This is a genomic window from Nitrosomonas sp. JL21, assembly GCF_009833095.1.
Classification (GTDB): domain Bacteria; phylum Pseudomonadota; class Gammaproteobacteria; order Burkholderiales; family Nitrosomonadaceae; genus Nitrosomonas.
Map to the genome: position 1 here is coordinate 180,176 of NZ_QRCB01000009.1, position 13,618 is coordinate 193,793.

Genomic DNA, 13,618 nt, shown 5'->3' on the forward strand with positions numbered 1-13,618 from the left:
GCTTAGGTATCTATGCCGTCGTCATCCACGGCCGGGAAAAGCTGTTGCATCAACCCTTTTTTGTGAACCTTGAGGGCTTCGAGTTTTTGGGTTTGGGCGGTGATCAGCTCATCGACAGAGATGAGACAATTGGCAATTCTTTGTTGTTCATTAGGGCCAGGAACTTTTAATTCAAATTTCATCAACTCTTTCACCGCTATATTTGCCTGATTTGCATTTCCGCGAGAAATTGATGCTATGAATTCTTGGTACTCAGTAGTATTAATATTGGAAAATAAAAATCTGCTATTAACCTCTGCTACAACTTCCAATTTTAGGAGATTCTGATTAAGAAAACCTTCATTGGAGTGATGCACAAATACTCCACGACCAACAGCAGAATCAACCAACTCTGGCTTTGAACCTACAGTCGTGATAATAATTTCACCCTTGTTAAGCTTGTATCTTTCATAGTCTCCAGCTAACTCAGAGGCTATAAAAACCTTTTCACTATCTGGTTTAATAAATTCTGCCCCCAAATCAGAAACTCGAATAATTCGAATCCCTTCGCTTCGATAATCTTGTGACTTAAATGCAAACCCTTTCGTGTATGTTGCCAGCTGCCCCAGCTCTTTCAATTCCCACTCCCCCTTACCTCGAAACTCGGGAAAGCGGAGTTTGGGCACGGTTTCGCCTTCGGCGGGGAAGAGTTGCTGCATCAGGCCTTTTTTATGGGTCTTGAGAGCGTCGAGCTTTTGGGTTTGGGCGGTGATCAGCTCGTCGATGGAAGTGAGGCAATTGGCGATTTTTTGTTGCTCATCTATATCTCTAGGGAGATTAATCCCAACCTTTTCAAGATTTTCAACTGAGAGACCAGGCTGCGCTTGGCCTGTTGCAAATTGATTCAAGTTTAGAAGTACTAATTTGTAAAAAAGCCAATTAGTATCCGCACCAGCTTTAGGCGTGGTTACAACGGCATGCTCGGTTGCATGAAATCGACCTGAAACTAGGTTAACGTTCCCGCACAGCGCGCCTTGCCGACCAATAAGCGAATAGGTTCCTTCGTGTGTATATGTTTTCGTGTACCCACGCAACCCGTTACCGCCATAACACGGATATAAATTGTCGTTTGATCGCTCCTGTATTTCTGAAGCCTGAACAAACTTTCCTGCCTGCATATCACAAGCATGCTTTAACTGCTTAACTTCCCACTCCCCACCATTCCGAAATTCGGGAAACCGCAATGCCGGAACCAAACCCTTTTTCTCCTGCTCACTCATACGCATTCAACCCCGAAATTTCCCGGCCACTGCCAAGTTTTTGCAGATAGGGCACCAGATCGGCCATCAGAGCCAGTTCGGCTTCACGCCGTGCTTTCCAGCCCAGCCCCAGCGGACTAAGCAGGTCGGTGAGCTGTTCGCCGTCGAAGATCATGCGGCTCATGATGGCATCGACAAAGGCTTGCAGCTCGACGGTTGGCAAGCCGTGTTTGTCGGCGATATGAGCCAGATCGACTGCGGCCTGTTGCGCCTTGAAGGTCTGATAGCCTGCACGGATTTCCGTTTCGCTCAGCACTTCGCCGGTTGGCAGGCTGTTGATGTAGGCGATGATGTCTTCGCGCTCTTCCATCAGGTTGGCGTTGGCGCTGATGAGCTCGATGAGCTGGGCGCGGGTCATTTTCTGCTTGCCGATGTTCTGCGTGGATTTGGCGATCAGCCCCATGATGTAGTCGTAATCGATGAGGCTGGAAGCAAACAGCACCAGGTCGAATTCCAGTTGCTGCACCGCTGGATCCGTTTCATCGTCTTTGCCCTGCTTGCGCTTGAGTTCCAGCGCGGTGTCGAGATAGGCGGCCTTGAAGCTGCGCAGGGTGTCGGTGGGCAGTTGCTGCTCGATGGTCTTTCTGCTCTTGTCGTCGAGGTCGGTGTATTGCTCCAGTTGGGTCTTGAGCTTTTGCACTTCCTTGAAGCAGTTGATGAACTCGGCCTTGGCGGTGTCGCCCCTGAGGTTGACCACTTGCGAGGGCTCGCAGGCCAGCCCCTTGGCGGCCATGAATTTTTCCAGTTCGCCCACTGCGGCCTGGTATCTCTCCACCACCACCGGCGCAGGGTCCACCAGCCAAATTTCCCGCGCGCGGTCTTTGGCTGCACCAGAGAATAGCTTGATGGCAGCGTCGACTTCTTCTTCCTGATAGCGGAAGTCGAGAATGTTGCCCCAGGGCTTGCTGTCGTTGAGCACGCGGTTGGTGCGCGACAAGGCCTGGATCAGGCCGTGGTGCTTGAGGTTTTTATCGACATACAGGGTGTTGAGGTATTTGGAGTCGAAACCGGTGAGCAGCATGTCCACCACGATGGTGATGTCGATCTTGTTCTTGCGCGGGTAGTCGGCATTGCTGTACTTCTGATTCTTGATACGCTGTTGTATGTCCTGATAGTAGAGATCGAATTCGCTGAGGGTGTGATTGCTGCCGTATTGCCGGTTGTAGTCGTCGATGATGGTTTTGAGCGCAGCCTTCTTTTGCTCCGGTTCTTGCTGGTTGTCTGCCTTTTCCTGTGTCAGGTCTTCCTGTAACTGCTGCACATCTTTATTGCCTTCCGCCGGTGGCGAGAACACACAGGCGATATGCAGCGGTTCGAAGGTTTCATCTTCGGCCTGCTTCTTGGCCTGCAGGGATTTGAACAGCGCGTAGTATGCAATGGCGTGGTTGATCGAGGCCGTGGCCAGTATCGCGTTGAAACGGCGGTGGTCGGTGGCGCTGTCGTGCTTTTGCAGGATGGCGTCGATGACGGCTTCCGGCGGCGGGGTTTGGCCCTTCTTCGGTTTCTTGTCGCCCTCCTTGCCGAAATAGTCGATGTGAAAACTCAGGACATTTTTGTCTTCGATGGCGTGGGTGATGGTGTAGGCGTGCAGTTCCTTTTCGAAGATGTCTTTGGTGGTTTTGTAGGAGCCGATATTGCCGTCAATCTGCTGATAAGTGGCGTTGTCGTCGAAGATGGGCGTGCCGGTAAAACCAAACAGTTGCGCCTTGGGGAAGAACGCTTTGATGGCGTTGTGGTTGTCGCCGAACTGGGAACGGTGGCATTCGTCGAAGATAAAGACGACGCGCTTATCGCGCATGGGTTCGAGGCGTTCCTTGTAGGTCTGTTTACCCTCTTTCTGTTTGGCCTTGTTGCGTTGGCTGTTTTCGTCCAGCGCCAGGCCCAGCTTCTGGATGGTGGTGACGATGACTTTGTCGGCGTAGTCGTCCGACAGCATGCGCCGCACCAAAACTTCGGTGTTCGTGTTGTGCTCGACGCAGCCTTCCTGGAATCTGTTGAATTCCTCACGGGTCTGGCGGTCGAGGTCTTTGCGGTCTACCACGAACAGACATTTTTCGATGTCGGAGTTGTCTTTCAACAAGGTGGAGGTCTTGAACGAGGTGAGTGTCTTGCCGCTGCCGGTGGTGTGCCAGATATAGCCGTTGCCGCGATTCTGGTGGATGCACTCGACAATGGCCTTGACCGCATAGATTTGATACGGGCGCATGATGAGGATTTTTTGCTCGCTCTGCACCAGCACCATATAGCGGCTGATCAAGCGGCCCAGGTTGCACTTTTCGAGGAAGTCGTCGGCAAAGTCGTGCAGGTGGCCGATTTTATTGTTGTTCTCGTCGGCGTGCTGGTAAATGGGCAAGAAGCGCTCGTCGGCATTAAAGCTGAAGTGCTGGTCACGGTTGTTGGCAAAGTAACGCGTGTCGGTTTCGTTGCTGACGATGAATAACTGCATGAAACAGAGCAGCGTATTGGTGTAGCCGTTGCCGGGATCGTTTTTGTAATCGACGATCTGCTCCATGGCGCGGCGGGGGCTGATTTGCAGGGATTTCAGTTCGACCTGCACCAGCGGCAGGCCGTTGATCAGCAGGATAACGTCATAACGGCGATGGCTGTTATCGGTATTGATGCGAAGCTGGTTGATCACTTCGAACTCGTTCTTGCACCAATCCCGGATATTGACCAGCATGTATTCCAGCGGAGTGCCGTCCTCACGGGTGAACTTGCCTTTCTCGCGCAAGGCCTGGGCGGCGGTGAAGACATCGGTAGTGATGATTTCGTCGCGCAGACGGGCGAATTCAGCATCGGTAAGGTGGACGCGGTTTAACGCCTCGAATTTTTGGCGGAAGTTTTGCTCAAGCGCTGCCTTGTCACGGATGTCAGCGCGGTAGCTATATTTTAGATTGGTGAGCTTGGCAATTAAGCTTTGTTCGATCTGGGCTTCTTTCGTGCTCATTTGCAATGTTCAAAATAGGTTGTGTACGCATTACAAAAACCAACCGATTAACCGGCCGGAAGCGCTCAGCCGGTTTTCACAATCCGCTCATCTCTCTTTCTGGCGTATAAAAATGATCCACCAGATGCAAACCATTTCGAAGTACCCTTAATAAGTTTTGCGATCCGACAAAATTGAAATATCTAAATATCGATATTCGTCGCCCGCAGCGCATTCCTCTCGATAAACGCCCGACGCGGTTCGACGACATCGCCCATCAGCGTGGTGAAGATTTCGTCGGTCAGGATGCTGTCTTCGATTTGCGCGCGCAGCAGGCGGCGGTTTTGCGGGTCCATGGTGGTTTCCCAGAGCTGGCTCGGGTTCATTTCACCCAAGCCTTTGTAGCGCTGCACGTTGAGGCCCTTTTTGGCTTCGTCCAGCAACCATTCCAGTGCTTGCTTGAATTCGCTGACTGCGTGCTTGCGCTCGCCGCGCTGGATGTATGCATTCGAGCTCAACAGGCCGTCGAATACCTGGGCGGTTTTCTGGATCTGGGCATAATCGCCGCTTTCGACGAAATCATTGTCGAGATGGCTGATCATCTGGTTACCGTGTGACATACGGATGATTTTTAGCCGGTATCGTTCATGTACCTCGTCAAATTCCGCGGCGATGTGGACGTCCTTGGTTCGCGCTGCCAGTCTTGCGGCGCTATCGATCGCTGCCTGCTCGTTGCTCAGGTCGACATCCGGCTGGCGCAGCAACGCATACATCACGTTCCGGTCAATCACTTGACTCATGCGCTCGATGACAGCTTCCGCCAGAATGTATTCGTGGGCAATGCTTTCCAATGTCTCTCCGCTCAATGGCAGCTTGTCATCGCCGGTATGCAATTCGGCATCGGTCAATGCCAGGCTCAGCAGATATTGCTTTAATTCCTGATCATCCTTGACATAGCGTTCTTTCTTGCCGTGCTTGACTTTGTACAGCGGCGGCTGCGCGATGTAGACATGGCCGCGCTCGATCAATTCCGGCATCTGGCGGTAGAAGAACGTCAGCAGCAGCGTACGGATATGCGAGCCGTCGACATCCGCGTCGGTCATGATGATGATGCGGTGGTAACGCAATTTGTCCGGGTTGTATTCATCCTTGCCGATGCCGGTTCCGAGCGCGGTGATCAGCGAGATGATCTCTTGTGACGAGATCAGCTTGTCAAAGCGCGCCTTTTCAACGTTCAAAATCTTGCCCTTGAGCGGCATGATCGCCTGGAATTTGCGGTCACGCCCTTGCTTGGCGGAGCCACCGGCGGAATCACCCTCGACCAGATACAATTCGCACAATTCGGGGTTTTTTTCCTGGCAATCGGCCAGTTTTCCGGGCAATCCCATGCTGTCGAGCACGCCCTTGCGCCGCGTCAGTTCACGCGCCTTGCGCGCTGCTTCGCGAGCCCGCGCCGCTTCGATGATCTTATTGCAGATGGTTTTGGCATCGATTGGATTTTCCAGCAGAAATTCGGATAATTTTTGCGTCACGACCTCTTCCACCACGGGGCGCACTTCGGATGACACGAGTTTTTCCTTGGTTTGCGAGGAAAATTTCGGTTCAAATAACTTGACCGATAACACGCATGACAAGCCTTCGCGCATGTCGTCGCCGGAAGTCTCCACCTTGGCTTTTTTTGCCAATTCGTTCTTTTCGATATAGTTGTTCAGCGTGCGCGTCATCGCGGCACGCAGGCCGGTCAAATGCGTGCCGCCATCCTTTTGCGGAATATTGTTGGTGAAGCACAGCACCTGCTCGGTATAGCTGTCGTTCCACTGCATCGCCACTTCGACGGTGATATTGTCCTTCACGCCGGTGGTGTAAAAAATCGCCGGATGCAATACGGTTTTGCTGCGGTTGATGTATTCGACGAAATTCTTGATGCCACCCGTGAAGGCGAATTTTTCTTCCTTGCCGGTGCGTTGGTCGATCAAATGAATCTTGACGCCATTGTTCAAGAAAGAAAGCTCGCGCAGGCGCTTGGCAAAGATATCGTAGTGATATTCAACCTGACCAAAAATCTCCTGGCTGGCGAGAAAATGCACTTCGGTGCCGTGGCGTTCGCTTTCGCCGATGACTTCCAGCGGCTTCATCGGCACACCCATGCGGAATTCCATGTGATGCACCTTGCCGTTGCGGCGTATGGTCAATTTCAGCCATTCCGACAACGCGTTGACCACCGATACCCCGACGCCATGCAAACCGCCGGATACCTTGTACGAATTGTCGTCAAACTTCCCGCCGGCATGCAGTTCGGTCATCACGATTTCCGCAGCCGAGCGCTTCAGTTCGTCATCCTGCTTGATGCCGGTCGGAATGCCGCGGCCATTGTCGAGCACGCTGACCGAATTGTCCGGATGCAACGTGACCGTAATTTCATCGCAATGACCCGCCAATGCTTCATCGATGGCGTTGTCGACCACCTCGAACACCATGTGGTGCAAGCCAGTGCCATCGCTGGTATCGCCGATATACATGCCCGGTCGTTTGCGTACCGCATCTAAGCCTTTGAGAATTTTGATGCTTTCTTGATCGTAGTCGCGTGAAGTATCGTTGGATTGGTTCGGATTAGTCATATTGAATGCGTTAAGTGATGAAATGATTAGAAAACAATGCCAGGAGGCGCTTTGGAGCAGGTCAGTCGGCGGGCCGTCAGATTCTCATCGGCATGACGATATATTTAAATTCCGTATTGCCGGGAATGGTGAGCAGGACACTGCTGTTGGCGTTTTCAAATGCGCAGTGCACCGTTTCGCTGTCGACATTGTTCAATAAATCGAGCAGATAGGTAATATTCAGGCTGATGTCGATTGGCTCGTCCTGATAGCCGATTTCCAATTCTTCCTGAGCTTCCTCTTGCTCATTGTTCTTGCACACGATGCGTAAGCTGTTCGGATTGATGATCAGCCGCACGCCGCGAAATTTTTCGCTCTGATTGGACAAGATGGAGACACGCTGAAGCGCTTGCAGTAAAACCAACCGATTGATTTCAAACTGCTTGGTGTTCTTGGTCGGAATTACCCGGTTGTAATCCGGAAATTTTCCATCGATGACTTTCGATGTCAGAACGATATTGGAAAAAGAAAACCGGATCTTATTCTGAAAATAGTCGATTTCGACCGGATCGTCGCTGTCATTGAGCAATTTCGACAGTTCAAACACTGCCTTGCGCGGCAGAATGACTTCCTGCTTTTCATGCGCGTCGTCCAGATGGGTAGCGATATAGGCCAGGCGATGGCCATCCGTACCGACACCGATCAGGTGATGCTTTTCGATCAACAATAACAGCCCATTCAGATAATAACGGATGTCCTGTTGTGCGACAGCGAACTGAACATGATGCAGCAAATTTTTCAGTTCCTTCTGCTTGAGCGTCACGACAACATCGGATTTGGCTTCTTCTGCAATTTCTGGAAAATCTTCCGCCGGTAAAATTTGCAGATTGAAAGCACTGTGCCCGGATTTTACGTACAAGTGATCATCCTTGCGCGTCAAGGTTACTTCAGCATCGTTAGCCAAGGAGCGCAGGATATCCTGAAGTTTTTTGGCAGCGACGGTCAACGAAAAATTCTGTGGGTTCAAAGAATCATACGCAGCCGAGGTTTTGATCTGTATTTCCAGATCAGTGGTCAAAAAAGTGGTCTTTTCCTGATTTTGCTGAATCAGAACATTCGATAAGATGGGTAATGTTTGGCGACGCTCGACAATTCCGGTGACAGTTTGCAAAGGTTTTAACAGGGTATCTTTGTTGGTTTTGATTAAAAGCATTTATATAAAAATAATAATAATTAAATAATGTCAGCAAAGTTCATGTATAAATTATGACATCCAATGAATATCAATAAGATAGCATAGATTTGATGTCTGTATGATGACTGTATAAAAACTGGACAAATTGTGGATAACTATGGCGATCATTTTTTTACCGTAGTTATGCACAATCTATTCAATCGTTATCAACCCCTCAAAATGAGTATCAGCGCGTTGAAATCCCGGCTTACGATAGGATCGGAAATGCGCAATTCATTGATCTTACGATAACCGTGCAATACTGTCGTGTGATCTCTACCGCCAAAGGCTTCGCCGATATCCGGTAAACTGAGAGAAGTCAGCTCCTTGGCGATCGCCATGGCCATTTGCCGCGGTCTGGCAACCACTCGTGATCGTTTTTTGGAATACATGTCGGATACTTTGATCTTGTAGTAATCGGCCACGGTTTTCTGGATGTTTTCGATCGAAATCTGACGGCTTTGCACGGCGAGCAGATCCTTGAGCGCTTCCTTGGCCAGATCCAGCGTGATGTCCTGGCCGATGAAACGCGAAAAAGCCAGGACGCGCTTCAATGCGCCTTCCAGTTCGCGTACATTGGAGCGTATATGTTTGGCAATGAAAAAGGCCACATTTTCATCCAGATGGACTTTTTCCAGCTCTGCTTTTTTGAGCAGGATGGCGACCCGCATTTCCAGTTCCGGAGGTTCCACCGCGACAGTCAATCCCCAGCCAAAACGCGATACCAGCCGTTCTTCGAGACCGGAAATTTCCTTCGGATAGGAATCGCAGGTGATGATGACTTGCTTATGGGTTTCTATTAATGCATTGAAGGCATAGAAAAATTCTTCCTGGGTGCGGTTCTTTCCACCGAAAAATTGCACATCGTCGACCAGTAGCAGATCCAATGAATGGTAATACAGCTTGAATTTATCGAACGCCTTGTGCTGGTAAGCGCTGACCACGTCGGAGACATATTTTTCGGCGTGAACGTAACGGATTTTGGCATGTTTGTTATGTTCATGGACATAATTTCCGATCGCCTGGATCAGATGCGTTTTTCCCAGCCCAACACCGCCATAGATGAACAATGGGTTGTAGGCGATGCCAGGTGATTCCGCTACTTGAATGGCGCCCGCCCGCGCCAGTTGATTGGCTTTTCCGGTCACAAAATTCTCAAATGTGAAAGCCGGGTTCAGCCGGGTGGTATTCTTTCGGGCTGCAGGTGGACTCGGGGCGCTGTTGACCGGTTTAGGAGGGTCGGGTATTTTTACAGGAACCGGTTCGGGCGCGGCTTGTTTGACTTCGGTCGAGTCCGCAAGTTTTAGATGAAATTGGATATGCTTGGCGAAATAGCCTTGCGCCATCGATTCGATATGCACAATGAAGTTATCCTTCACCCACTGAGAGACGAAACGATTTGGCGCAATCAGCACGACTTCACTATCGCTGTTCAGGTCCGAGTCAATCTGCAGTGGCTTGATCCAGGTGTTGAATTGCTGAGCATTCAGTTCTTTCTTGAAATGATCAAGGCAGGATAACCAGAAGGTTTGAAGTGATTGCATAATTTTTTGTTCTTGAGCTGCGTGGTTTTAGAGGAAAACAACCGTACAAGTGAATGTACAAAAAATTTTTAATCGTCTATTTCTATGTTGTCGATCAAGCGGGTATGGTTCAGCCACGCTGCGCCCAGTATCACCAGTCGAGTGTCGCCCGGGTGAGCTGGCATGAGAGAATCCTGTCTTTGGATTCGAATGTAATCGACCTTCCAACCGCGTGTCGCGAGATGCAAAGTAGCATTGTCTTGCAGCGTCAGAAAATCCTGATTGCCGGAAATGATGGCTTGTTTGATGTGAAGAAGCGTTTGATACAGATTGCAGGCTTCTGCGCGTTGTTCTTTGTTCAGGTATTGATTGCGGGAGCTCAGCGCCAACCCATCCAATGCACGAACGGTTTCGCCGGCGACCACGTCAATCGGCACATTCAATTGGTTGACCATTTCACGTACGATATGCAACTGTTGATAATCCTTTTTACCAAAAACCGCAAGATTAGGTTGAATGATATTGAATAATTTCAGTACTATCGTTGCAACACCACGAAAAAAACCTGGACGGAATTCTCCTTCGAGAATATCCGCTACAGGGGGTAATGCTAACAAGAATTCTTGCTTCGTAGGGAAAAGAATTTTTTCATCAGGCGCGAAAAGGGTATTGACATCAAGCCCAGCCAGCAGTTTGCAGTCATTCTCGAAGGTTCGTGGGTAGCGGTCGAAGTCCTCATGCGGCAAAAATTGCAACCGGTTGACGAATATGCTGACCACCACACACTCCGACAATTGCCTGGCATGCTTGATCAGCGCCAGATGACCGGCGTGCAGATTGCCCATGGTCGGCACAAAGGCAATGTGCCGTTCGCTGCTCAGGTGTTGGCGCAGCGATGCAATGTCAGAGAAGATGTTCACAGCAGGAAATGATTAAAATTCATGTTCTTGAGCTGGGAATTGGCCGGTTTTGACGGCGCTGACATAGTTGCTGACGGCTTCCTGTATACTGCCAGCTCCAGCCATGAAGTCTTTAACAAAACGAGGTTTTTTGATGCGGTACAATCCCAGTGCGTCGTGCAACACCAGTACTTGAGCCGAACAGTCTGCGCCTGCGCCGATGCCGATGGTGGGAATCCGCAATGCATGGGTTATCTTTCTGGCTAGTTTGGCGGGAATGACTTCCATCAAGAGCATGGCCGCGCCTGCTTTTTCTAAAGTTTTGGCGTCATCCAGCAATTGTTTGGCAGTTTTGTCGGTGCTGCCCTGTAATTTATATCCGCCCAACTGGTGTATCGATTGCGGCGTCAGGCCGATGTGCGCGCATACCGGAATGCCCCGCTGGGTCAAAAATTGAACAGTATCGGCCATGATTTTTCCACCCTCGATTTTGACCATGTGCGCACCAGCGGCAAGAAGCCGGGCGGCATTGTCGAATGCCTGCTGGGGCGATATCTGATAGCTGCCGAAGGGCATGTCGGCGATAATGAATGCTTTGGTAGAACCTCGCGCGACACACCGCGTGTGATAGAGCATGTCCTCCATGTTGACTGATAACGTCGTGCTCTCGCCCTGCAAAACGTTTCCGAGTGAATCGCCGATCAGCAATGCATCGATGCCTGCATTCTCAAGTATGTCGGCAAAAATCGCGTCATAGCAGGTCAATACAGTGAATTTTTCATTGTTCTCGACCATTTGTTGCAGTGTCGCCAGTGTAGTTTTCATGCTTTTAACAACTCAACTCTGATGTTTGTATGCTTACGAGGTGCCTAGCATTCTATTTTACAGAGCTTTCATTTAAAATCGCCTTCTTTTTTTGGCAGATAATTGAATAATGGCGTGATTTTTCTCACAGTGAATCGATAACGAAAAACGTTATGGTTGAGTGTAGGTTAACGAATGCATTACAAAATGCAGCAAGCGTGGATCATAAGAAACCGGATGTGAGTAATTATTTTTTGAATGGATCACGACTATGAATAAATTGGATCTAAAAAAGGACGAGGAACTGAAAGCAATCGAATTCAGTAAATTGACAGTGGGAGAAATCTATTCATTCTCGCAATGGATAATGACAGAAGATGATAGCGACTTGAATCGATATAGATCACAGGCCGATCAATTCATGGCTAAGGATAAGGAATAGCGAGCCGCTTGAGCCGTTGGTCATCACATGCCGCGCTCAAGGGCGCAATAGGGCCGAGACCCGGAATATCACACTCAGGCGCGATTTCCATCAGTGGCTTGAGTACGAAGCCGCGCTCTACCATACGCGGATGCGGTAAGGTCAATGCCTTATCATCGCACTGCAGATCAGCATAGATCAGAATGTCCAGATCCAACGTACGCGGCGCGTTCAGGGATTCGCGCACCCGCCCGTGCCGTTGTTCGATCGCCAGCAGCGCATGGAGCAGCTCGAGGGGAGCCAGCAGGGTTTCTATGCAGGCGACCGCGTTGATGAAATCCGGTTGATCCAGGCGTCCAACAGGCGCGCTGCGATATAACGAAGACCGGCCGATCAGGCTTGTATGCGGAAGTTGTGCTAATTCTTCAAAGGCGCCTTGCACCTGATCGATCGGGTTGTCCAGATTGCTGCCCAGCGCGATGAACGCCCGGTTTGGGGAATTAGTCATGCGGAAGTGATCACGGTTGCGTGTCAGGAATCATCGTATCCGATCCCGGATCGTTGGAAGGTGACGCCTTTTTACGGCTGCGCCGACGTTTGTTTCGTTTGGGACCGGGTTGGCTGGAGAGCATTTTTTCGCGTTGATCGCCATCGGCGGACAAAAAGGTTTTCCACCATTCGCCCAATTCGGCATTGAGTTCGCCGCTTTCACAACGCAACATCATGAAATCGAAAGCGGCGCGGAACCGTGGATGCGTCAGCATGCGCAGCGGTTTGCGCCCGGCGCGCGCTTCAAACCGCGGTTGCATGGTCCATATTTCTTGGATCACGGCATCGAAACGGCGTGGAATCGCGAGCTTATTGCGTTGAATCGACAGTATCGTGTCGATGGCCTTGAATAACGCCGGTGCTGGTTTTTCACCGCCAGCTTGGAGGGAATTCCAGCGCGACAGCACTTCGTGCCATAACAGAATGGCAAACAGAAATCCTGGCGACACCGGTTTGTTCTGCCGGATGCGCTCATCGGTGTTTTTCAATGCGATGGTAATGAAACGCTCGCCCAACGGCTGCTCCAGAATGACATCGAGCATCGGCAGCAAGCCGTGATGCAATCCCCGGGCGCGCAACTCGACCACGCACGGCAAGGCGTATCCCGACAATAACAATTTCAGCATTTCGTCGAACAGCCGCGAAGGCGGCACGTTATGCAACAATGGCGCCAGATCGCCGATTGGCTTGGCGGTTTCGGATTCAATTTGCAAGCCCAGTTTCGATGCCAACCGCACCGCCCTCAGCATGCGCACCGGATCTTCGCGGTAGCGTTGTATGGGATCGCCGATGATGCGCAGTCTCTTGGCCTTGATATCCTCATAACCTTTCATGTAATCGAGGATTTCTTCTTTGGCGGGATCATAGAACAATGCATTGACCGTGAAATCGCGCCGTGCCGCATCTTCCTCCTGACTTCCAAACACGTTATCGTGCAACAGCCGGCCATGCTGATCGGTTAACTGTATCGCTACCGGATCATCCTCCTCCGTTGATGAGCCGCGAAACGTCGATACTTCGACCGTTTCCGCGCCGCACATCACGTGAACTAAGCGGAAACGCCGGCCGATGATGCGCGAGCGGCGGAAAATATGATGAACTTCCTCCGGCGTTGCATTGGTGGCGATATCGAAATCCTTCGGCGTGAGGCCCAACAGCAGATCGCGCACCGCGCCGCCGACGATATAGGCCGAGAACCCCGCTTGCTGGATCTGAGTGGCGATTTTCAGTGCGCACGGCGTGATTTGATGACGACGGATGCCATGACGTTTAAAGGGAATCACGGTCAGCGTTGAGGTCGAACTGGAAGCAGGCGTTTTGCGACTGAATACTTGATGAAGAAATTTACGGATCATTATGAATTATTG

10 protein-coding genes are annotated in these 13,618 nt (G+C 50.7%); 1 reads left to right on the forward strand and 9 read right to left on the reverse strand.

Annotated elements, in window-relative coordinates; translation table 11 throughout:
- Positions 1 to 2 precede the first annotated feature (2 nt).
- The 7 genes from ABF87_RS04525 to panB all read right to left on the reverse strand — a co-directional run bounded on the left by ABF87_RS04525 (position 3) and on the right by panB (position 11,302).
- On the reverse strand, positions 3 to 1,265 hold the full coding sequence (locus ABF87_RS04525) for a restriction endonuclease subunit S (RefSeq protein ID WP_160827935.1): 1,263 nt from the start codon (positions 1,263 to 1,265) through the stop codon (positions 3 to 5).
- On the reverse strand, positions 1,252 to 4,245 hold the full coding sequence (locus tag ABF87_RS04530; RefSeq protein WP_160827936.1) for a type I restriction endonuclease subunit R: 2,994 nt from the start codon (positions 4,243 to 4,245) through the stop codon (positions 1,252 to 1,254). Before ABF87_RS04530 ends, ABF87_RS04525 begins: the two co-directional genes overlap by 14 nt.
- A 182-nt stretch (positions 4,246 to 4,427) precedes the next feature.
- Positions 4,428 to 6,842: a DNA topoisomerase (ATP-hydrolyzing) subunit B gene (gene gyrB, locus ABF87_RS04535; RefSeq protein WP_160827937.1), complete on the reverse strand. Its 2,415-nt coding sequence runs from the start codon at positions 6,840 to 6,842 to the stop codon at positions 4,428 to 4,430.
- A gap of 76 nt (positions 6,843 to 6,918) precedes the next feature.
- Entirely contained in the window at positions 6,919 to 8,034 is a 1,116-nt protein-coding gene (gene dnaN, locus ABF87_RS04540; RefSeq protein WP_160827938.1) for a DNA polymerase III subunit beta, read from the reverse strand.
- 188 nt (positions 8,035 to 8,222) lie between these two features.
- Positions 8,223 to 9,599: a chromosomal replication initiator protein DnaA gene (gene dnaA, locus ABF87_RS04545; RefSeq protein WP_160827939.1), complete on the reverse strand. Its 1,377-nt coding sequence runs from the start codon at positions 9,597 to 9,599 to the stop codon at positions 8,223 to 8,225.
- Between the two features lie 68 nt (positions 9,600 to 9,667).
- A complete protein-coding gene (panC, locus tag ABF87_RS04550) occupies positions 9,668 to 10,498 on the reverse strand; it encodes a pantoate--beta-alanine ligase (protein WP_160827940.1) in 831 nt (276 codons plus the stop codon).
- Between the two features lie 12 nt (positions 10,499 to 10,510).
- Positions 10,511 to 11,302, reverse strand: a complete 792-nt coding sequence (panB, locus tag ABF87_RS04555; protein WP_160827941.1) for a 3-methyl-2-oxobutanoate hydroxymethyltransferase — start codon at positions 11,300 to 11,302, stop codon at positions 10,511 to 10,513.
- Between the two features lie 250 nt (positions 11,303 to 11,552).
- Between panB and ABF87_RS04560 the strand changes: the two genes are divergently transcribed.
- On the forward strand, positions 11,553 to 11,723 hold the full coding sequence (locus ABF87_RS04560; RefSeq protein ID WP_160827942.1) for a hypothetical protein: 171 nt from the start codon (positions 11,553 to 11,555) through the stop codon (positions 11,721 to 11,723).
- Here ABF87_RS04560 and folK read toward each other — a convergent pair.
- Complete coding sequence (folK, locus tag ABF87_RS04565; protein WP_160827943.1) at positions 11,707 to 12,210, reverse strand: 2-amino-4-hydroxy-6-hydroxymethyldihydropteridine diphosphokinase; 504 nt, start codon at positions 12,208 to 12,210, stop codon at positions 11,707 to 11,709. The two genes, ABF87_RS04560 and folK, sit on opposite strands and share 17 nt — an antisense overlap.
- A gap of 10 nt (positions 12,211 to 12,220) precedes the next feature.
- Entirely contained in the window at positions 12,221 to 13,606 is a 1,386-nt protein-coding gene (pcnB, locus tag ABF87_RS04570; protein WP_160827944.1) for a polynucleotide adenylyltransferase PcnB, read from the reverse strand.
- Between the last annotated feature and the right edge of the window lie 12 nt (positions 13,607 to 13,618).